This is a genomic window from Streptomyces sp. NPDC003027 (genome assembly GCF_053591435.1).
In genome coordinates this window covers 18,555-37,436 of record NZ_JBSFTU010000010.1, presented here as the reverse complement: position 1 = coordinate 37,436, position 18,882 = coordinate 18,555, and the positions used below count along the sequence as shown (strand labels likewise).

The following is an 18,882-nucleotide window of genomic DNA, read 5'->3' as shown; positions in this document are numbered from 1 at the left end:
AGCAATTATGACTCATGCGAAATCCGTACGTAAGACCGGGGGCCCCCTACTCGATGGTCACCCCTTCCCCAGACCTTCAACATATTGTTGAATCGGGGGCATGGACCTTCAGATCCGTATTTCCTGGCCGGCCGGGCACACCACGGCCACTCTCGACGAAACCCCCACGAGCAAAGCGCTCGTGGGGGCTCTTCCGATCTGCTCCACCGCCCGGACCTGGGGGGAGGAAGTGTATTTCGACACACCTGTCTCGGCTGCGGTCGAAGCGGACGCGCGGCAGGTGGTCGAGCCGGGCACCGTCGCCTTCTGGACCGAGGGCGACGCGCTCGCGCTCCCCTACGGCCCCACCCCGATATCCCGGGGCGCCGAGTGCCGGCTCGCCAGCCCGTGCAACCTCCTGGGCGCACTGGACGGCGACCCGAGCGTGCTGGCCACCGTCAGGGACGGCGACCCGATCCGCGTGGAGCTGGTGACGGAGTAGGGGCCCGTCCGCCGGGTCAGGGCCTCCTAGCGGTCCTTCCGGAAGCTCTCCGCCGTCTTCAGGAACAGGTCGTTCGCCTCGCACTCACCGATCGTGACGCGCACGCCCTCACCCGCGAACGGCCGCACCACCACGCCGTGCCGCTCGCACTCCGCCGCGAAGTCCACCGTCCGCTCACCGAGCCGCAGCCAGACGAAGTTCGCCTGGGTGTCCGGCACGGTCCAGCCCTGGGCCACGAGCCCCGCGTGGACCCGCTCGCGCTCGGCCACCAACGAGCCGACTCGTCCGAGCAGTTCGTCCTCCGCACGCAGCGACGCCACCGCCGCGTCCTGCGCCACCTGGCTCACCCCGAAGGGCACCGCCGTCTTGCGCAGCGCCGCCGCCACGGGTTCGTGGGCGATCGCGAAACCCACGCGCAGCCCTGCCAGGCCGTACGCCTTGGAGAACGTCCGCAGCACGGCCACGTTCGGGCGGTCGCGGTAGAGCTCGATGCCGTCCGGGATGTCGGCGTCGCGGACGAACTCCCGGTACGCCTCGTCGAGCACCACCAGGACGTCGGAGGGCACCCGGTCCAGGAAGCGCTCCAGCTCGGCCCGGCGCACGGCCGTGCCCGTGGGGTTGTTCGGGTTGCAGACGAAGATCAGCCGGGTCCGGTCGGTGATCGCCTCCGCCATCGCGTCGAGGTCGTGCACCTCGCCGTCGGTCAGCGGCACCTGCACCGGGGTCGCCCCGCTGATCAGCGTGATGATCGGGTACGCCTCGAAGGACCGCCAGGCGTAGATGACCTCGTCACCCGGGCCGGCCGTCGACTGGATCAGCGACTGGGCGATGCCCACCGAGCCGGTGCCGGTGGCCAGGTGCGAGAGGGGGACGCCGAAGCGGTCGGCGAGCTCCTCCATCAGAGCGGTGCAGGCCATGTCGGGGTAGCGGTTGAAGTTCGCGGCCGCGGCCAGCGCGCTCTCCATCACTCCGGGCAGCGGCGGATACGGGTTCTCGTTGGAGGACAGCTTGAAGGCGACCGGGCCACCCGCGGCGGCCGGCTTGCCCGGCTTGTAGGTGGGAATGCCGTCCAGTACGGCGCGCAGCTTCGGGCCGCCCGCGCTCGTCCCGCCGGCTCCGCCGGCCGCCTCGCCGGCCGCGCCGGTCTCGCTCACTGCGCTCACTGTGGTCCTCCTCGACCGTACGTACCACCAATGCTCCTCACCTTATGAGGATTCGCCTCCGCTGCGAATGGGCTGTGGACAACGAACGCCGACGACTGTGGAAAACGGAACAGAGCGCGGGGACGGGTGGCGTGCGCCGGTGGCGTGCGCCGTGGCGCGCGTCCCCCGTAGAGGTGAGTTGAGACCTCTTCGAGACATGACCCCCTTGGCAGGCCCATGCGCGTCGACAACCATGGATCAAACCAGAGCACCCCTAAGTGCCTTGGTTTGCAAGGTGGTTACTGCTTATTGATCATGCAGAAACGTGCCTGTCAACGAGTGCATATGCGACCGGCCCAACCACCGGACCTCGCCCTACTATCGGCTCGCCATGACAGCAGCAGGGAAGCACCAGGTGAGCCGGGCACAGACCCGGGGAAGCCGGCAGGGCAGAGCGGGCATCCGGGATGTGGCCGCCGCCGCCGGGGTCTCCATCACGACTGTCTCCGACGCACTCAATGGAAAGGGCCGGCTCCCGGACGCCACCCGCCGCCACGTTCGCGAGGTCGCAGACCGGCTGGGCTACCGCCCGTCCGCGGCTGCTCGCACCCTCCGTACCGGCAAGTCGGGCCTCATCGGTCTGACCGTGACGACGTACGGGGATGAACCTTTCACCTTCACCGAATTCGCCTACTTCGCGGAGATGGCCAGAGCCGCCACCTCGGCCGCGCTCGCTCGCGGCTATGCCCTGGTCATCCTGCCCGCCACCTCCCGCCACGACGTCTGGTCGAACGTCGCCCTCGACGGGACCATCGTCATCGACCCCTCCGACCACGACCCGGTCGTCGCCGAGCTCGTCCGCCAGGGCCTCCCGGTCGTCTCCGACGGGCGCCCCGCCGGCACCCTCCCGGTCACCGCCTGGGTCGACAACGACCACGAAGCCGCCGTCCTCGAACTCCTCGACCACCTCGCCGCCGCCGGCGCCCGTCGGATCGGCCTGCTCACCGGCACCAGCACCGACACCTACACCCGTCTGTCCACCACCGCGTACCTCGACTGGTGCCAGCGGGTCGGACAGGACCCCGTCTACGAGGCCTACCCGGCGCACGATCCGTGCGCGGGCGCTGTCGCGGCCGACCGGCTGCTCGCCCGCCCCGATCGGCCCGACGCCGTGTACGGACTCTTCGATCCCAACGGGACCGACCTGCTGGCGGCCGCCCGCCGCTACGGACTGCGCGTACCGGACGACCTCCTGCTGGTCTGCTGCAGCGAGTCGACCGTCTACGCCAACACCGACCCGCCCGTCACGACGCTCTCGCTCAAGCCACGCCGGATCGGCACGGCCGTCGTCCAGCTCCTCATCGACGCCATCGAGGGGACCGAGACCGACCGACCGGTCGAACAGGTCATACCCACCGAACTCATCGTCCGTACGTCCTCCCAGAGGCGTCCACCGCGGACGACCGTCAGTCCGCCCCGCTCCCCCTCGACCGACTGAGAGAATCTGTACCTGCCGTGGTTCGGCCCAAACCATGGGTCGACCCGGCTCTCACCCTGGCCTGGACCTTCTCAATTCGGGCGAAACAACCGGTGAACCCGGAGTGGACCCGGATTCACCACCCCTGGTGCGTCACACAGGAGGACCCTCATTCCTATGATGGGCGCACGACACCGCGGACCACCCCGACCAGGCCGGTCCGCGATGTGCAGGGCATCGCGACGGTGGTGGAGGGGTCGATGACTCAGGGGGCCGGGCAGGAACCCGTGGTGCGCACGGCGACATTGCGGGACTTCCGCGTACCGCCGTACGCCCGGGTGCCCGTGCAGGGCCACGCCGTCGAACCGCCCACCGGAGCCCCGGGCTTCCCGGGAGCCGCCGAAGCCACCGCACCGAACGGCTCCCCCGCCGCACCCGGAGAACCCGGCGCACCGGGCTCCCCCACCGCACCCGCCGCACCGACCGGCTCCCCCGCCGCACCCGGCGTCCCTGGCGTACCGCCCGACCCGACGCTCCACCTCGGCCATGCCCTGGTGGGCCGGCCCCAGGGCGGCCAGGAGGGGTCCGGCTCCTCGATCGTCGCCGTCGCCACCGGCCACCCCGGCAACGCCTTCCCGGAGGACGACCTCCCCGAGGGCTACACCCCCACCGAGCGCGACCTCCCGATCATCAACCGCGGCGACACCGTCCAGGTCCGGGTCGACCAGGACCCTGTCCCCGCGCCGGCCCCGGCGGTGGGCGAGGGCCCCGGCCCCCTCTACGTCGTCGGCGACGTCCACGGCTATCTCGACGAACTCCTCGACGCCCTGCGCGAGCAGGGCCTCATCGACGAGAACGGCGCCTGGGCCGCCGGAAACGCCCGCCTGTGGTTCCTGGGCGACTTCACCGACCGCGGCCCCGACGGCATCGGCGTCATCGACCTCGTCATGCGCCTCTCGGCGGAGGCCGCCGCCGCCGGCGGCTACTGCAAGGCCCTGATGGGCAATCACGAGCTGCTGCTGATCGGCGCCAAACGGTTCGCCGACACCCCCGTGAACTCCGGCGCCGGCACCGCCACGTTCCAGGCCGCCTGGCTGCTCAACGGCGGCCAGAAGTACGACATGGACCGGCTCCAGGACGTCCATCTCCAGTGGATGTCCCGACTGGACGCCGTGGTGGAGGAGGACGGGCACCTCCTCATGCACTCCGACACCACCGCGTACCTCGAGTACGGCAGCACCATCGAGGACGTCAACGAAACGGTCCACGAGATCATCAACCGGAACGACGCCGACGAGGTCTGGGACCTGTTCCGGAAGTTCACCAAGCGCTTCGCCTTCCGTGACGACACCGGCCCCCAGGCGGTCCGGGAGCTGCTCGGCACCTACGGCGGCCGCCGTGTCGTGCACGGTCACAGCCCCATCCCGTACCTCCTCGGCCAGGTCGGCACGGAGGACGGCGACGGCCCGTCGGAGCCGGTCGTCGACGGCCCGCACGTGTACGCCGACGGTCTGGCGATCGCCATGGACGGCGGTGTGACCATGGCCGGAAAGCTCCTGGTGGTCCAACTCCCCCTGGGCGGCTGAGGCATAACCCTGCGCATCCGGGAAGGGCGATTTCGGGAAACCCCCTGTCACCCTGTCCCGTAACCGCAATACCATCGGCTCATCCGTAGCAGGCTCTCCTCCGTTTCCGCCCAACTGCCCGTGAACCGCGGGTGGCCCGGCCCTACGGAGCATCGGGGGATGCACATGAACGTGGCTCCGCACCTGCTGACCGAGGACCGCGCCGAGTACGAGCGCATCCTCGACGACGCACTGCGTAACGCGCACACACGTCCGGAACTCGCCGAGGTCGGGAAACGGCTCACGGCCGAACAGCTGCGCACGATGGCGCTGAACGCGACGGCGCTGATCACCACCGCGGCGGCGACCGAGTACGACCACTACGTGAAGATCCGCGAAGAGGGACGCTCACCGAGCGGTACGAGCGTCATGGGCGCCGTCCTCGGGGCGGACGGCGACGGCGCGAGCGGTGGCCCCGGCGCCGGTGTCGTCGCGATCGTCACGGTCCTCGCGCCCGTGCTCGCCGGCACGGCCGCGGTGATCTTCCTGCTGGTCGGAGCCGTACTGAAGACACTGGCCCCGACACTGGTGTTCGCCGAGACCCTGTGGACGGCGGGCTGGTTCTTCGGGGCCGTCGCGGCGGCCGGGCTGCTCTGCGCGGCCGCCGGACTCCTCATCACCGCGCTGCGCAACACCGCCACGGAGGTCGCCGCGGCGGGAACCGCCCCCGGAGCGGACGACGAGCTGTCCCGGGCCAGGGAGGCCTGGCGCCGAGCGCTGCTGGAACAGGGAATCGTGCCGTTCCTGCGCGACGCGCTGGCCGATCCCGGCGTGCCCCGGCCGGCCTCGCCACCGCGCCCCCTGCCGACCTCCCGCATACCGAAGATCGGCTACAGCGGCCCGCAGTTCTCCAGCCCCGGCGAGGGCGCGTCGGGCACCCGTCCGACGTTCAGCAGCCCGGACTTCAGCAGCCCCGACTTCGGCCCGCCGGAGAACCGCCCGGAGTGAACCGCCGGAGAACCAGCCGCGCCCGTGCGGCCGTCGCCCCCGGAAGGACGGCCCCTCTGACCGAACGCTGGAGGAACGGCGGGGGAGCGGGCGCCGGGACGGACGGACCGGGCGGACCCGCGACTCCCCCGGAGCCGCGGGTCCGCCCGATGTTCTTCGGGTCAGTCCGGTGTTCTTCGGGTCAGTCCGCCAACGGGAGGTAGACCCGGTTGCCGGAGGCGGCGAACTCCTTGGACTTCTCCTCCATACCGGCCTGGATCTCGTCCGACCCGAGGTCGCCGCCGTGCTCGCGCCGGATGTCCTGCGAGATCTTCATCGAGCAGAACTTCGGACCGCACATCGAGCAGAAGTGCGCGGTCTTGGCCGGCTCGGCGGGCAGCGTCTCGTCATGGAACTCACGCGCCGTATCCGGGTCGAGGGCCAGGTTGAACTGGTCCTCCCAGCGGAACTCGAACCGCGCGTCCGACAGCGCGTCGTCCCACTCCTGCGCCCCCGGGTGCCCCTTGGCCAGGTCGGCCGCGTGCGCCGCGATCTTGTACGTGATGACGCCGGTCTTCACGTCGTCGCGGTTGGGCAGGCCCAGGTGCTCCTTGGGCGTGACGTAGCAGAGCATCGCCGTGCCCCACCAGGCGATCATCGCGGCGCCGATGCCCGACGTGATGTGGTCGTAGGCGGGAGCGACGTCGGTGGTGAGCGGGCCGAGGGTGTAGAACGGCGCCTCCTCGCAGATCTCCTGCTGGAGGTCGATGTTCTCCTTGATCTTGTGCATCGGGACATGGCCCGGGCCCTCGATCATCGTCTGCACGTTGTGGCGCTTGGCGATCGTGTTGAGCTCGCCGAGCGTCCGCAGCTCCGCGAACTGCGCGTCGTCGTTGGCGTCCGCGATCGAGCCGGGGCGCAGGCCGTCGCCCAGCGAGTACGTGACGTCGTACGTCGCCAGGATCTCGCAGAGCTCCTCGAAGTTCGTGTAGAGGAAGTTCTCCTTGTGGTGCGCCAGGCACCAGGCGGCCATGATCGAACCGCCACGCGAGACGATGCCGGTCTTGCGGCGAGCGGTCAGCGGCACGTACGGCAGCAGTACGCCGGCGTGGACGGTCATGTAGTCGACGCCCTGTTCGGCCTGCTCGATGACCGTGTCCTTGTAGATCTCCCAGGTCAGCTCCTCGGCCTTGCCGTCGACCTTCTCCAGGGCCTGGTAGAGCGGCACGGTGCCGATCGGCACGGGGGAGTTGCGCAGCACCCACTCGCGGGTGGTGTGGATGTTGCGGCCGGTGGACAGGTCCATGACCGTGTCCGCGCCCCACTTGGTCGCCCACGTCATCTTCTCCACCTCCTCCTCGATGGAGGAGGTGACGGCGGAGTTGCCGATGTTGGCGTTGACCTTCACCAGGAACCGCTTGCCGATGATCATCGGCTCGATCTCCGGATGGTTGACGTTCGCCGGGAGCACCGCGCGACCCGCGGCGATCTCCTCCCGTACGACCTCGGGGGAGACGTTCTCCCGGATGGCGACGTACTCCATCTCCGGGGTGATCTCACCCCGGCGGGCGTACGCGAGCTGGGTCACCGCCTGCCCGCCGCGGCCCCGGCGGGGCTGGCGCGGGCGGCCGGGGAAGACGGCGTCGAGGTTCTTGAGCCCCCCGCGCGGCGAGGTGTGCTTGATCCCGTCGTCCTCGGGGCGGACCGGGCGGCCCGCGTACTCCTCGGTGTCGCCGCGGCTGATGATCCAGTTCTCGCGCAGCGGCGGGAGGCCCCGCCGTACGTCGGTGTCGATGGTGGGGTCGGTGTACGGACCGGACGTGTCGTACAGCGTCACGTCCTTGCCGTTGGTGAGGTGCACCTGACGGACCGGCACGCGGAGGTCGGGGCGGGAGCCCTCGATGTACCCCTTGTGCCAGCCCGGCGTGCGCTCGGCCTGGCCGTCCTGGCTGGTGGCAGGCGTGCGTGCATCCTGAATGGTCATGAGACCGATCTCCCTACGCCGGCATTACCCGGTAACAGGTTCGGCGGTCGGCGCAGCCTCTTCCCGTACGTGCGTCAGTACGCGCGCGTACGGTGATCAGCGCCCTCTCAGCCCGGTGCTCCGAGCTCCCGCGTGTGCAAAGGTGCCACCACGCTAGCGTCAACCCGGGCGTGCTGAACAGTGGGCCCCCGCCGTTCTTGCGATGATCGGTCGGTGACTTCCTCGCAGCAGACCCCCGAACCGTACGGCGAAGGCAGTGGCGACGGGCACGGTGACGGCCATGGCGGCCATATGGCGCACGGCCATACGCACAGCCATGGGCCGGCCGCGCCCGTCTCCCTGCATCTGCGCAAGGTCATCGCCGCGGTCCTCATCCCGTTCGCCACCGCCGTTCTGGTCGGGCTCGCGGTCCTGTGGCCCGGCGGCGCCCCGGCGCACGAGCGCACCGGCGTCGGCTTCGACCGGCAGACCGAGCAGGGCAAGGTCGTCTCGGTCGAGTACGTCGACTGCAAGGACGTGAACGCCGCTCAGGTGCCGCCGACCGGTGACACGACCACGCCTCAGGGGCGGGAGGCGGTCAACGCCCAGCAGGGGCAGTGCGCGAAGGCGACGATCGAGGTCACCACGGGCGGCGACAAGGGCCGCACCTTCGTCGAGATCGTGCAGCCGGACGCTCCGCGGCAGCTGAGCGAGGGGCAGGGTGTGGTGGTGGCGTACGCCCCCGACGCCCCGCGTGACCTCCAGTATTCGGTGACCGATGTGAACCGCAAGCTCCCGATGGTGCTGCTCGCCGGGATCTTCGCGCTCGCGGTCGTGCTCGTCGGCCGGTTGCGCGGGCTGATGGCCCTGATCGCGCTCTCCGTGAGCTTCCTGGTGCTGACCTTCTTCATCCTGCCGGCGATTCTGCAGGGATCGAATCCGCTGGTCGTGGCGGTGGTCGGCTCGAGCGCGATCATGCTGATCGCGCTCTACATGTGCCACGGCCTGTCAGCCCGTACCTCGGTCGCGGTGCTCGGCACCCTGATCTCGCTGCTGCTGATCGGACTGCTGGGCTCGCTCTTCATCGGCTGGGCCTCGCTCACGGGCAACACGGACGACAACACCGGCCTGATCCACGGCCTCTATCCGGACATCGACATGTCCGGTCTGCTGCTCGCGGGCGTCATCATCGGTTCGCTCGGCGTGCTCGACGATGTGACGGTGACCCAGACCTCGGCGGTGTGGGAGCTGCACCAGGCGGATCCGCGGATGGGGCCGCGCGCGCTCTACCGGGCCGGAATCCGGATCGGGCGCGACCACATCGCCTCGGTGGTGAACACCCTGGTGCTCGCGTACGCGGGTGCGGCCCTGCCCCTGCTGCTGCTCTTCTCCATCGCTCAGAGCAGCGTGGGGACAGTGGCCAACAGTGAGCTGGTCGCGGAGGAGATCGTCCGGACGCTGGTGGGGTCGATCGGCCTCGTCGCCTCGGTGCCGGTCACCACCGCCCTCGCGGCGCTGGTGGTCTCCGCCGACCGGCCGGGGCCCTCGGCGAGCCGACCGGCCAAGGGTGGACGGCGCCGCCGGGCGAAGTGACCGGACGGCCGCCTGGTCAGCCGGTGTTCCACTCCGCTCAGCCGGCGTTCTCCTCCGCCAGGATCCGGCCGAGCGCTGCCTCCAGGTTGTCTTCGAAGTCGCCGAATGTCCATTCCTGACCGAGAGGAACCATTTTGTCCGTTCGGTCGAGGAAGGCGACCAGCGGCGGAGCGCTGACCCGGAACAGGGCGCGATCACTGCCCACCTGGAGGCGGATCGAGACGTCCGAGAGCGCCTCGGTGCCGGTCGGTGCGATGTGCACATCGCCGTCCCCGCTCGGCCCGTTGATCCCGTCGAGCAACAGCTCCCGCCCGAAGGCCCAGGTCACGGGCGCGTCCCCGGGGAGATGGAAGGTCATCCGCACCGCGTAGGGATCCGGGGTCTCGTAGCGCAGTTCCACGGGGATTCTGAAGGAGAGCTCCTCGGAGACGAGGAAGCTCATCAGGACTTCGGCCTGAACCGACTCTCGCATCATGTACCCCGCAGTAGATGAAGCAGTTGCGTAACGACAGCTGCTGAAAGCTGTGATCCAAACGGCCGGGAATGATCCCCATGGCCCTCTTGACGCCATCGTGCTGGAAGCGCTAGCAGATCACAAGGAGTGATTTTTCAGATACTGATAGAGAAAGCAAGCGAACTGAAGAGCTTTCCGATCTCACTGCGTAGCCGGTCCACTGCGGGCAGCAACCGTTCCTCCTGGTGGAGAGGGAGGGAAATGGCCATGGCGGCCGCGGTGGAGCCCGCTGTGATGGGGACGGCGGCACACACCGTGCCCAGCGCGTACTCCTGACGCTCCACCAGGGGCTCCATGCGCCCCATGCCGCCCAAACGTTCCAAGAGGGCACGACGGTTACGCACCGTATACGGAGTGATGGCATCCACCGGATGGCGGTCGAGGTGGTCTTGACGCCTCCTCAGATCCAGTTGACTGAGCAGACACTGCCCGATCGCGTGGGCATGACCGGTCTCGCGGAAGTCGGCCCACTCGTCCACAGCGGGGGCTGAGGGGGTGTCGGCCACGGCGACGAGCTCGATCTCACCCTCGCGGTAGATCGCGAAGTAGACGGGGACGCCGATCTCGTCGCGCCAGTGGGCGAGGGAGTCTTCGATCTTGGTGCGACGATTCTGCAGAACTCCGCCACCGGCCAGACGGCCGGCGGCGTCGCCGAAGACGAACACACCCTTCTCGCGGCGGAGATAGCCCTCGTGCGTCAGGGTGCGGAGCAGGTGGTACGCGGTCGGAAGCGGGAGTCCCGCCTCGCGCGCGAGTTGCTTGGCCGGAGCGCCGTCCTCGTGGGAGCCCACGGCTTCCAGAAGTCTCAGCGCCCGCTGCACGGAGCCGATCAGGGTAGGGACAGCCGATTGCGAAGCCGTGGCCAAAGGTCACCCCCAGGCGTTTCGACGGGCGCCCTGCACCCGCCCGCGGGGGCCGCCCCCGCGCGCCCGCCGCGGCCTGGGATCCGTGGGGTCCATGGGTGGACCCGCCCGGGACAGAAAGGAACTCGCTGGTCGAGGTGGGATCAGCGCACTGTTTCCCCGGGGCGGCAGAGCTTTGCCACTCTAATGGCACCCCATGGGCACCCACGCGGTTTCGACCGTCGGGTTCCCTCGCCCGGGCTAATACCCGGAAACCGGTTCATACCAGCGAGTAGTCGGCGTTACCAGTTCTCGCGCGAGGTCGACGACGACATGAACTTCCGCACCACGTAGACGAGCCCGGCCACCAGCGCCACGAAGACCAGCACCTTGAAGAGCAGACCGATCACAAAGGTCGCGACGCTGGTGATCAGCCCGCCGAAGACGAACAGGGCGATGACGGGTATGGCCACCCACTTCACCCACCAGGGCATGCCCGCGAGAATCTCCCGTACCGCCATTGTCCTTACCCCATCTCCGAAGAGTCCGTTCCGCGCGCTCTGCGCCGAACGCTTTCGATGCTAGGGCCGGCGGGGGTGCTCGCGGGGGCCTCGCGGCCCTTGCTCTCCCCTGATCCGCCCCCTAGGGGAGCGCGGCCTCGTCGGGCTTTCGACTCCGGGTCGGCTCAGCTCTCCGGAGGCGAGAAGACCACCATGACCCGCAGATCCTCGGTGATGTGGTGGAACTTGTGGGCCACCCCGGCCGGCACGTAGACCACACTGCCACGGGCCACCTGCGTCGTCTCCGTCCCCACCGTGATCGAGGCCCGGCCGCTGACCACGAAGTACACCTCGTCCTGGCCGTGCGGCTGCTGGGGGTCGAGCGCGCCCGCGTCCAGCGCGTACAGGCCGACCGACATGTTCCGCTCGCGCAGGAACTGGAGGTACGCGCCCTCGTTGGCAGCGCGCTCCGCCTCCAGTTCGTCCAACCGGAATGCCTTCATCATCCGTCCGCCCCTGCACTTGGCCCGATCATGTCTGCCACGATCAGACACATGATGAATTTCGTAGTCAAGACGCTCGCCAACGCGGGCGCCCTGGCGGTGGCCATCTGGCTCCTCCAGAACATCACGCTCACCGGTGACAGCACCGGCAAGAAGGCCTTGACGCTCATCCTCGTCGCCCTGGTTTTCGGGCTGGTGAACTTCTTGGTCAAGCCCGTCGTGAAGCTGCTCACCCTTCCGCTGTTCATCCTCACGCTCGGGCTGATCACCCTGGTGGTCAACGCCCTGATGCTGCTGCTGACGTCCTGGCTGGCCGACCAGCTCGACCTCAGCTTCCATGTCGAGGGATTCTGGACCGCCGTCCTCGGCGGCCTGATCATCTCCGTCGTCTCGTGGGCGCTCAACGTCGTGCTGCCCGACGGCGACTGAGTACGAACGATGACGTACCGCCCGCGGGCGGTGCGCGAGAGTGTGGAGGAACCGGCGGCATGAACACGGACACACGGGACGAAGAACTCGGTGACGGAACGCGGGCGGTCCGGGCCGGGCTGCCCGAACCGGTCAAGTACGAACCGACCCTGCCGGGACCGGTCTTCGCCGCCCACTTCCATCTGCCGGGTGATGCCACCGGCCCCTACACCTACGGCCGGGACGAGAACCCCACCTGGACCCATCTGGAACGCGCCATCGGTGAACTGGAGGCCCCCGGGGAGCCTGGCATAGAGACGCTGGTCTTCGCCTCCGGCATGGCGGCGATCTCCGCCGTCCTCTTCTCCCAGCTCAAGTCCGGCGACGCGGTCGTCGTACCGGACGACGGCTATCAGGCGCTGCCGCTCCTCCACGAGCAGCTGAGGGCGTACGGGATCGAGGTCCGTACCGCGCCGACCGGCGGCGACGCCCAGCTCTCCGTACTGGACGGGGCGCGGCTGCTGTGGATCGAGACGCCCTCCAATCCGGGGCTCGATGTCTGCGACATCCGCCGCCTGGTGCGGGCGGCGCACCAGACGGGAGCGCTGGTCGCCGTCGACAACACCCTGGCCACCCCGCTCGGGCAGCGCCCGCTGGAGCTGGGGGCGGACTTCTCCGTCGCCAGCGACACCAAGGGCATGACCGGGCACGGTGACATCCTGCTGGGCCATGTCAGCTGCCGCGATCCCCGGCGGGCCGCGGAGGTACGACGTTGGCGCAAGGTCGTCGGGGCGATCCCGGGCCCCATGGAGGCCTGGCTCGCCCATCGTTCGCTGGCCACGCTCCAGCTGCGCGCCGACCGGCAGTGTTCCTCGGCCCTCGCCCTCGCGCGGACGCTCCGCACGCGCGGGGAGGTGACCGGGCTGCGCTATCCCGGGCTTCCCGACGACCCGTCGCACGCGGTGGCGGCTTCGCAGATGCGGCGGTTCGGTCCCGTGGTGTCGTTCGTCCTCCCGGACCGGGAGTGGGCCGAGCGGTTCCTCGACGAACTCCGTCTCGTGGACGACGCCACCAGCTTCGGCGGCGTGCGCTCGACCGCGGAGCGGCGCGGCCGGTGGGGCGGCGACGCCGTCCCCGAGGGTTTCATCCGCTTCTCCGTCGGTGCGGAGGATCCCGAGGACCTGATCGCGGATGTGCTCCGCGCCCTCGACCTGGCCGAGCAGGCCGGCTGACACGTCGTCCATGGAACGGGGTGCTCCGAGCCTCCCCCCTCATGGCTCGGAGCACCCCGGATCCACGCGCGGAGATACCGCTTTCCCAAGGCTAGTTGACTCTGCGTCAGTGTCCAATCACGGTAGCGACAGAGGCCTATCGACTTATTTATAGTTGGACGGTCTTGAGGCGCCATCAGCCGACGCCTGAGTCGAACGGCCGCACGGCCGGGAGGGGGCAGGCATGGACTTGGCCCTGCTGCGCACGTTCGTCACCGTGCACCGGGCCGGCTCCTTCACCCGCGCGGCGGCGCTTCTCGGGCTCTCCCAACCGGCCGTCACCAGCCAGATCCGCACCCTGGAGCGGCAGCTGGGCCGCCCCCTCTTCCTCAGACAGGCCCGTGGGGTCACCCCCACCACCATCGGGGACGAGCTCGCCCACCGGGCCGCCCCTCATCTGGACGCCTTGGTGGAGATCGCCGCGAGCGATCTGGACGAGGAGAACGGCGTCCGCACCCTCCATCTCGCCGGGCCCCCGGAGTTCACCTCAGCGCGTGCCCTGCCGGCCCTCACGCCTCTGGTCTCCAAGGGCCTCGCCGTCCGGGCCTCCTTTCTCGGCAGCGCCGAGGAGGTCCTCGACGGGCTCGCCGCCGGCCATCACGATCTGGCCATCGCCACCGCTCGTCCGCGGGGCGGTCTGTTCACCTCCACGCCGCTCTGCGACGAGGAGCACGTCCTGGTCGCCGCACCACGCTGGGCCGCTCGGCTGGGCCCCGAGACGCTGCTGCGCAAGGGAGCGGTGGTCCTGGAGCAGCTGCCGGTGGTGGAGGTGCACGAGTCGTTGCCGTTCGTCTCCCGCTATTGGGCCGCCGTCTTCGAGACCAAGCCGGCGGCCGCCGGCACCGTCATCGCGCCCGACCTGCGGGCCGTCCTGGAGTCCGCGGCCTCCGGCGCCGGGCTGGCGGTGCTGCCCCGGTACCTGTGCGAGGACGCCCTGGAGCAGGGCCGGCTGGTGGCGCTGCTCGATCCACCGGTGCCTCCTCTGCGGACGTACTTCCTGATCGTGCGCACCGGCACCCTCGCGCTGCCCCCGATCGCGCGGGCACACGAGTGCCTCTTGAGAGCTGCCGGCGAGTGGTGAGTTTCAGGACACCTGTGGCGGGCCATTTTCTTCCCATGACCGAACGTCCAGTGGTCAAGCGCACCGCACGCGCCATCCTGCTCGATGGAAACGACCTCATCCTCATCAAGCGCACGAAGCCGGGGATGGACCCCTACTGGCTGACACCCGGGGGCGGGGTCGAACCTTCGGACAGCACCGTCGTCGAGGCCCTCCACCGTGAGGTGCACGAAGAACTCGGCGCCAAGATCACCGATGTGGTCCCCTGCTTCGTCGACACCGTCGAGCACATCGTCGACGGCGGAGTCTCCGGCGTGAAGGTCCAGCACTTCTTCGTCTGCCGACTGGAGTCCATGGACACCTCCCTGCGCCACGGCCCCGAGATCGAGGAGCCGAGCGGCGAGTACGAGATCGTCCGGGTGCCGTTCAGCCGGGTCGGAATCGCCGCAGTCCACCTCGTACCCCTGTCTCTCCGGCATTACCTGGACGGCAACATCGAGGGTGTCCGCGCGATGCACGCGCCTGACCTGGGCTGATCAGGCACCTAGGAGCCGCCGACCGCCGCCAGGTCCTCGAGGGAGTCGTGGCGGATACGCTCGGCGGGAATGCCTGCGCCCTGGAGGGCGTCGACCCCGCTGCGGATCATGCCGAGCGGTCCTGAGAGGTAGGCGTCGTACTCGTCCCAGGGGCCGTATCGGCGCACGGCGTCCGGCAGGCGCCCCTGGTCGTCGGTGACCGGCCGCACGGACAGCCAGGGGAAGGTCTGCTGGAGCCGCATCATCGTGTCGATGTCATAGAGGTCGTGGTCGCTGCGCGCTCCGTAGAACACCTCGACGGGGCGGCGGGTCCCGTGCTCGGCGACGTCCTCCACCAGCGCCTTGATGGGCGCGATCCCGGTCCCTCCGCCCAGGCAGAGCATGCCGTTGTCGGTGGAGTGGTCGACGGTCATGGACCCCGACGGCGGCCCGAGCCGCAGCACGTCACCGGGGCGCGCGCGGTGGACCAGCGCCCGGGACACCCACCCCGCCGGAACCGCCTTGACGTGCAGCGAGAGTAGTCCGTCGCGCCTGGGCGCCGAGGCGAGGGAGTAGTGCCGCCACACGCGCGGCCACCAGGGCGTCTCCAGCGTCGTGTACTGACCGGCGAGGAAGGGGTACGGCTGGTCGGGCCTCAAGGTGATCACCGCGACGTCCGGGGTCCGCAGGTCGTGTGAGACGACCTCGGCGTACCACCAGGCCGGCGCATGCTGCTCGTCCTCGGTCACCGCATCGATCATGACCTGCGAGATCGTGGCGTACGTACGGACCCAGGCGGCTTCCGTCTCCTCGTCCCACGTCGTGGTGGCGTACCGGATGAGCGCCCCGATGAGGGCTTCTCCGACCGCCGGGTAGTGGGAGGGATGAGTGCCGTACTTGCGGTGCCCGCGCCCCAGGTTCTGGAGGTATGCGGTGAGCACCGGGGTGTCGTCCATGTGCTCGGCGGCCGTCAGCAGCGCTCTGAGGAGGCGGTCGCGCTGGGTGTCCATCGCCACGGGGAACATCGGCCGGAGTTCGGGCCGTCGGATGAAGAGCAGCGCGTAGAAGTACGAGGTCACCTTGGAGGCGACAGGTGCGATCTCCGCCAGGGTGCGGCGGACGAGAAGGGCATCGGGCGACGGCTCCGAAGGTATTCGGGGCGGCGCGTCGTCCGCGGTGTCCTTCTCAGCGGCCGACGTGGTGGTCGGAGCGTTCATCGTGTGCCTCGCCCTCGCGCAACCGGCTGGTGTCGCCGCAGCATGGCAATGTCCGCCCCGGGTCCGGACAGAAAGTGGAGTTCTCGGGCATTGGCACCCGGGTTCCGGCTAGGCTGCGCTTTTTCGCACCAGTTCGTACGCCTCTCGCAGATCGGCTCCCGTGTAGCTGTGGCGGGAGAGCCCGACCAGATGGTGGTCCGCGTTCACTGCCACGGTCTCGGGAACCGCCGCGAAGAGCGCCGCGTCGGACATCGAATCGCCATAGGCGACGCACTCCTCGAAGCTGACGCCGAACTCCGCGCACAACTCCCGCGCGATGCTCACCTTCGCCGCTGCATTGAGAATCCCTGGGCGATGGATCGGCGCGGTGAAAGGAACCGACGGCCAGCGGGACCCATGGGCGGCATCAGCCCCCCAGTCCAGCAGGCGCTCGACGAAGAAGTCGGGCGAGAGCGAGATCACGGCGCAGCGTCCTCCGTGGGCCCGGATGTCGGCCCAGACCTCTCGGATGCCGGCCAGCCATGGCGCTCCCTCGAAAGCGGCTGTGACTTGCTCCGTCGTGAGTTCGGACCACAGCTCCCGGGCCTGGACCGCGAACTCGTCGGGTGTCAGTCCTCGCAGCAGGAAACCCTCTTCCAGCGCGGCGATCTCTTCGGCCAGTCCGAGCTGGCGCGAGATTTCCACGGCGGCGGCTGACCCACGGATCAGGGTGCCGTCGAGATCGAAGAGGTGAAGCCTGCGTCTCATGCCCCGAGGAGTCGTCATGTGCGCCGAGGTTAGTACGCGCGGTGACTCCCTCCGGCAGGGCCGGAGGGAGCGGGGCGAAGACACGGTGTTTCACGTGAAACACGGCGGCGTCCGCTCGACGGAGGCGCGTCACCTGCCGGTATCGGCCAGTTCCCCTAAAGCGGTGGACGGATGATCAGTGCGTCCGACAGCCTGAACGCCATGCCGACATCGCTCACCCCGCTCGACCAGCTCCCCATCCGACGTCTTACCACCGGTGACCTTCTGGCGTGCGCCGACCTCTCGGAAGACCGGGGATGGCCGCGCGAGGAGCACAAGTGGAGCCTGCTGCTCACCGCGGGGACCGGTTACGGCATCGACGACCCCGGCGGCAAGGGACTGATCGCGGTGTCCGTCGTGACGTCGTACGGCCCGGGGCTTGCCGCCATCGGGATGGTTCTTGTCGCCGAACGGCACGCCCGCCGAGGCGTCGGGCGCCGACTGATGCGGCATGTCATGGCCGAGACGGGCGACACCCCGTTCACTCTCCACGCCACTCCGAACGGACAGCCTCTCTACGAAGAGCTGGGCTTCATCGTCACCGGCCGCGCGGAGATGGTCCGAGGCCGCTTCACGCCCGTGGAACCGGCTCCTGGCATTCCGACCCGGCCGGCCACTGCGGAGGATCTCCAGGCCATTCTGCGTCTGGACGCCGAGATCTTCGGGCTCGACCGCACGCATATGATCACGCGCCTCCCAGCCTTCGCCGACCACCTCCGTGTCGCCGAGGAGGGCGGCCGGATCACCGGCTTCGCCGCGGCCTGGCCGAATATGGAGACCCATGTCATCGGGCCTCTGATCGCCCGGGACTCCGCGACCGCGCAGTCCCTCATCGCCTCCCTGGCCGCCCTCACGGATCGCCCGCTCCGTACGGACATCGACGTCCGGCACGAGTCCCTCCTGCGCTGGGTGAAGGCGAACGGCCTCGCTCCGATCGCCTTCAACGCGGTCATGACACATTCCCTGCCCGACCTTCCGGGCGACTGGAGCCGCAGGTTCGCTCCCTTGACCGTGGCGGCGGGATAGCCCTCCGAGTTAATTGCATACGCGGGATATTGCGTTCATCGTCTACTCTGGGAGAAGCCGCTCCGGGACCGAGGAGAGACCATGACCGCGACCGACCCCGCACTCACCGCCCTGTCCCAGGGCTGGTGCGCCCTCTCCCTGCTGCACGGCAGGATCGAGTCGCACATCGAGCGGGAGCTGGAGGCCAAGCACGGCCTGAGCATGCGCGAGTACTCACTCCTCGACGTCCTCAGCCGCCAGCACAGCGGCCCCGGGGGCCATCTTCAGATGAAGCAGGTCGCGGACGCCGTCGTACTCAGCCAGAGCGCCACCACGCGGCTGGTGACCCGGCTGGAGGACCGAGGGCTGCTCACCCGGTATCTCTGCGCCACCGACCGGCGTGGCATCTACACCGATGTGACCGAAGCCGGCCTGAAGCTCCTCGAGGAGGCCCGGCCCACCAACGACCGTGCTCTGCGTGAAGCGCTCGACCAGGCTGCGGAGAATCCGGAGCTGGCTCCGCTGGTCCGTGTCGTCGAAGGGCTGAGTGTTCCCGCCTGACCGGCCTGCCCCGGGCGTAGCCTGCGCTCCATGAGCGATCTTGAGATACGGCCCGCCACGGCGGAAGACCTCCCCGACATCGTCGCGATGCTCGCCGACGATCCCCTGGGCGCCCAGCGGGAGTCCCCGGGCGACCTCACTCCGTACACCGCCGCCTTCGAGCGGCTGGCCCGCGACCCGAATCAACACCTCGTCGTGGCCGTGCACGGCGGACGAAGGGTCGGCACGCTTCAGCTCACGGTCATCCCCGGGCTCTCCCGCCGCGGGGCAACCAGGTCGATCATCGAGGGTGTCCGCATCCACTCGGAGGAGCGCGGCAGCGGCCTCGGGTCCCTCCTCATCGAGTGGGCCGTCGAAGAATCCCGGCGCCAGGGCTGCCAACTGGTCCAGTTGACCTCGGACGCCACGCGTACGGACGCCCACCGCTTCTACGAGCGGCTCGGCTTCGAAGCCTCCCATCTGGGTTTCAAGATGAGCCTGTGAGTCTCGGAG

20 protein-coding genes are annotated in these 18,882 nt (G+C 69.3%); 12 read left to right on the top strand and 8 right to left on the bottom strand.

Annotated elements, in window-relative coordinates:
* Positions 1-100 precede the first annotated feature (100 nt).
* Positions 101-481, top strand: a complete 381-nt coding sequence (locus ACWDX6_RS10280; protein WP_451484507.1) for a cyclophilin-like fold protein — start codon at positions 101-103, stop codon at positions 479-481.
* A 26-nt stretch (positions 482-507) separates the two neighbouring features.
* Here ACWDX6_RS10280 and hisC read toward each other — a convergent pair whose 3' ends face one another.
* Positions 508-1,635, bottom strand: coding sequence for a histidinol-phosphate transaminase (gene hisC, locus ACWDX6_RS10275; RefSeq protein WP_451484600.1), 1,128 nt, complete (start codon positions 1,633-1,635; stop codon positions 508-510).
* Between the two features lie 379 nt (positions 1,636-2,014).
* On the opposite strand from hisC, the gene ACWDX6_RS10270 reads away from it, so the two are divergent.
* From ACWDX6_RS10270 to ACWDX6_RS10260, 3 genes are all read left to right on the top strand, one after another.
* Positions 2,015-3,121: a LacI family DNA-binding transcriptional regulator gene (locus ACWDX6_RS10270; RefSeq protein ID WP_451484506.1), complete on the top strand. Its 1,107-nt coding sequence runs from the start codon at positions 2,015-2,017 to the stop codon at positions 3,119-3,121.
* 239 nt (positions 3,122-3,360) lie between these two features.
* A complete protein-coding gene (locus ACWDX6_RS10265; protein ID WP_451484505.1) occupies positions 3,361-4,686 on the top strand; it encodes a metallophosphoesterase in 1,326 nt (441 codons plus the stop codon).
* 159 nt (positions 4,687-4,845) lie between these two features.
* Entirely contained in the window at positions 4,846-5,673 is an 828-nt protein-coding gene (locus ACWDX6_RS10260) for a hypothetical protein (protein WP_451484504.1), read from the top strand.
* 181 nt (positions 5,674-5,854) lie between these two features.
* Here the strand turns inward: ACWDX6_RS10260 and thiC are convergent, their stop codons facing one another.
* Positions 5,855-7,636 carry a phosphomethylpyrimidine synthase ThiC gene (gene thiC / locus ACWDX6_RS10255; protein ID WP_451484503.1) on the bottom strand — a complete coding sequence of 594 codons (1,782 nt, stop codon included), beginning with the start codon at positions 7,634-7,636 and terminating at the stop codon, positions 5,855-5,857.
* Between the two features lie 213 nt (positions 7,637-7,849).
* Between thiC and ACWDX6_RS10250 the strand changes: the two genes are divergently transcribed.
* Entirely contained in the window at positions 7,850-9,208 is a 1,359-nt protein-coding gene (locus ACWDX6_RS10250) for a YibE/F family protein (protein ID WP_451484502.1), read from the top strand.
* 37 nt (positions 9,209-9,245) lie between these two features.
* Here the strand turns inward: ACWDX6_RS10250 and ACWDX6_RS10245 are convergent, their stop codons facing one another.
* The 4 genes from ACWDX6_RS10245 to ACWDX6_RS10230 all read right to left on the bottom strand — a co-directional run bounded on the left by ACWDX6_RS10245 (position 9,246) and on the right by ACWDX6_RS10230 (position 11,567).
* Positions 9,246-9,680 carry an SsgA family sporulation/cell division regulator gene (locus ACWDX6_RS10245; RefSeq protein ID WP_451484599.1) on the bottom strand — a complete coding sequence of 145 codons (435 nt, stop codon included), beginning with the start codon at positions 9,678-9,680 and terminating at the stop codon, positions 9,246-9,248.
* 137 nt (positions 9,681-9,817) lie between these two features.
* Entirely contained in the window at positions 9,818-10,588 is a 771-nt protein-coding gene (locus ACWDX6_RS10240) for an IclR family transcriptional regulator (protein WP_451484501.1), read from the bottom strand.
* A gap of 278 nt (positions 10,589-10,866) precedes the next feature.
* Complete coding sequence (locus ACWDX6_RS10235) at positions 10,867-11,085, bottom strand: DUF5326 family protein (protein ID WP_451484500.1); 219 nt, start codon at positions 11,083-11,085, stop codon at positions 10,867-10,869.
* A gap of 164 nt (positions 11,086-11,249) precedes the next feature.
* A complete protein-coding gene (locus tag ACWDX6_RS10230) occupies positions 11,250-11,567 on the bottom strand; it encodes a cupin domain-containing protein (RefSeq protein ID WP_403292950.1) in 318 nt (105 codons plus the stop codon).
* Positions 11,568-11,618: 51 nt separating this feature from the next.
* Here ACWDX6_RS10230 and ACWDX6_RS10225 point away from each other — a divergent pair, with 51 nt between their 5' ends.
* The 4 genes from ACWDX6_RS10225 to ACWDX6_RS10210 all read left to right on the top strand — a co-directional run bounded on the left by ACWDX6_RS10225 (position 11,619) and on the right by ACWDX6_RS10210 (position 14,842).
* A complete protein-coding gene (locus ACWDX6_RS10225) occupies positions 11,619-11,996 on the top strand; it encodes a phage holin family protein (RefSeq protein ID WP_451484499.1) in 378 nt (125 codons plus the stop codon).
* Between the two features lie 59 nt (positions 11,997-12,055).
* Complete coding sequence (locus ACWDX6_RS10220) at positions 12,056-13,207, top strand: cystathionine gamma-lyase (RefSeq protein ID WP_451484498.1); 1,152 nt, start codon at positions 12,056-12,058, stop codon at positions 13,205-13,207.
* Positions 13,208-13,430: 223 nt separating this feature from the next.
* Positions 13,431-14,327: a LysR family transcriptional regulator gene (locus ACWDX6_RS10215; RefSeq protein ID WP_451484497.1), complete on the top strand. Its 897-nt coding sequence runs from the start codon at positions 13,431-13,433 to the stop codon at positions 14,325-14,327.
* A 35-nt stretch (positions 14,328-14,362) separates the two neighbouring features.
* Positions 14,363-14,842 carry an NUDIX domain-containing protein gene (locus ACWDX6_RS10210; protein ID WP_451484496.1) on the top strand — a complete coding sequence of 160 codons (480 nt, stop codon included), beginning with the start codon at positions 14,363-14,365 and terminating at the stop codon, positions 14,840-14,842.
* A gap of 8 nt (positions 14,843-14,850) precedes the next feature.
* Here the strand turns inward: ACWDX6_RS10210 and ACWDX6_RS10205 are convergent, their stop codons facing one another.
* Both ACWDX6_RS10205 and ACWDX6_RS10200 read right to left on the bottom strand, forming a co-directional pair.
* Positions 14,851-16,038 carry a globin domain-containing protein gene (locus tag ACWDX6_RS10205; protein ID WP_451484495.1) on the bottom strand — a complete coding sequence of 396 codons (1,188 nt, stop codon included), beginning with the start codon at positions 16,036-16,038 and terminating at the stop codon, positions 14,851-14,853.
* 108 nt (positions 16,039-16,146) lie between these two features.
* Positions 16,147-16,785, bottom strand: coding sequence for an HAD family hydrolase (locus tag ACWDX6_RS10200; RefSeq protein ID WP_451484494.1), 639 nt, complete (start codon positions 16,783-16,785; stop codon positions 16,147-16,149).
* A 201-nt stretch (positions 16,786-16,986) separates the two neighbouring features.
* On the opposite strand from ACWDX6_RS10200, the gene ACWDX6_RS10195 reads away from it, so the two are divergent.
* The 3 genes from ACWDX6_RS10195 (at position 16,987) to ACWDX6_RS10185 (ending at position 18,873) form a co-directional block, all read left to right on the top strand.
* Complete coding sequence (locus ACWDX6_RS10195; protein WP_451484493.1) at positions 16,987-17,850, top strand: GNAT family N-acetyltransferase; 864 nt, start codon at positions 16,987-16,989, stop codon at positions 17,848-17,850.
* Positions 17,851-17,931: 81 nt separating this feature from the next.
* A complete protein-coding gene (locus ACWDX6_RS10190; RefSeq protein WP_451484492.1) occupies positions 17,932-18,390 on the top strand; it encodes a MarR family winged helix-turn-helix transcriptional regulator in 459 nt (152 codons plus the stop codon).
* A 30-nt stretch (positions 18,391-18,420) separates the two neighbouring features.
* Positions 18,421-18,873, top strand: coding sequence for an N-acetyltransferase family protein (locus tag ACWDX6_RS10185; protein ID WP_451484491.1), 453 nt, complete (start codon positions 18,421-18,423; stop codon positions 18,871-18,873).
* The last annotated feature ends 9 nt before the right edge of the window (positions 18,874-18,882 follow it).

Excerpts from the sequence above, each read along its gene's own strand:
- ACWDX6_RS10280 (WP_451484507.1), top strand. The coding sequence starts at position 101 with ATGGACCTTCAGATCCGTATTTCCTGGCCGGCCGGGCACACCACGGCC.
- ACWDX6_RS10270 (WP_451484506.1), top strand. The coding sequence starts at position 2,015 with ATGACAGCAGCAGGGAAGCACCAGGTGAGCCGGGCACAGACCCGGGGA.
- ACWDX6_RS10265 (WP_451484505.1), top strand. The coding sequence starts at position 3,361 with ATGACTCAGGGGGCCGGGCAGGAACCCGTGGTGCGCACGGCGACATTG.
- ACWDX6_RS10260 (WP_451484504.1), top strand. The coding sequence starts at position 4,846 with ATGCACATGAACGTGGCTCCGCACCTGCTGACCGAGGACCGCGCCGAG.
- thiC (WP_451484503.1), bottom strand. The coding sequence starts at position 7,636 with ATGACCATTCAGGATGCACGCACGCCTGCCACCAGCCAGGACGGCCAG.
- ACWDX6_RS10245 (WP_451484599.1), bottom strand. The coding sequence starts at position 9,680 with ATGCGAGAGTCGGTTCAGGCCGAAGTCCTGATGAGCTTCCTCGTCTCC.
- ACWDX6_RS10235 (WP_451484500.1), bottom strand. The coding sequence starts at position 11,085 with ATGGCGGTACGGGAGATTCTCGCGGGCATGCCCTGGTGGGTGAAGTGG.
- ACWDX6_RS10230 (WP_403292950.1), bottom strand. The coding sequence starts at position 11,567 with ATGAAGGCATTCCGGTTGGACGAACTGGAGGCGGAGCGCGCTGCCAAC.
- ACWDX6_RS10225 (WP_451484499.1), top strand. The coding sequence starts at position 11,619 with ATGATGAATTTCGTAGTCAAGACGCTCGCCAACGCGGGCGCCCTGGCG.
- ACWDX6_RS10220 (WP_451484498.1), top strand. The coding sequence starts at position 12,056 with ATGAACACGGACACACGGGACGAAGAACTCGGTGACGGAACGCGGGCG.
- ACWDX6_RS10215 (WP_451484497.1), top strand. The coding sequence starts at position 13,431 with ATGGACTTGGCCCTGCTGCGCACGTTCGTCACCGTGCACCGGGCCGGC.
- ACWDX6_RS10210 (WP_451484496.1), top strand. The coding sequence starts at position 14,363 with ATGACCGAACGTCCAGTGGTCAAGCGCACCGCACGCGCCATCCTGCTC.
- ACWDX6_RS10205 (WP_451484495.1), bottom strand. The coding sequence starts at position 16,038 with ATGAACGCTCCGACCACCACGTCGGCCGCTGAGAAGGACACCGCGGAC.
- ACWDX6_RS10200 (WP_451484494.1), bottom strand. The coding sequence starts at position 16,785 with ATGAGACGCAGGCTTCACCTCTTCGATCTCGACGGCACCCTGATCCGT.
- ACWDX6_RS10195 (WP_451484493.1), top strand. The coding sequence starts at position 16,987 with ATGCCGACATCGCTCACCCCGCTCGACCAGCTCCCCATCCGACGTCTT.
- ACWDX6_RS10190 (WP_451484492.1), top strand. The coding sequence starts at position 17,932 with ATGACCGCGACCGACCCCGCACTCACCGCCCTGTCCCAGGGCTGGTGC.
- ACWDX6_RS10185 (WP_451484491.1), top strand. The coding sequence starts at position 18,421 with ATGAGCGATCTTGAGATACGGCCCGCCACGGCGGAAGACCTCCCCGAC.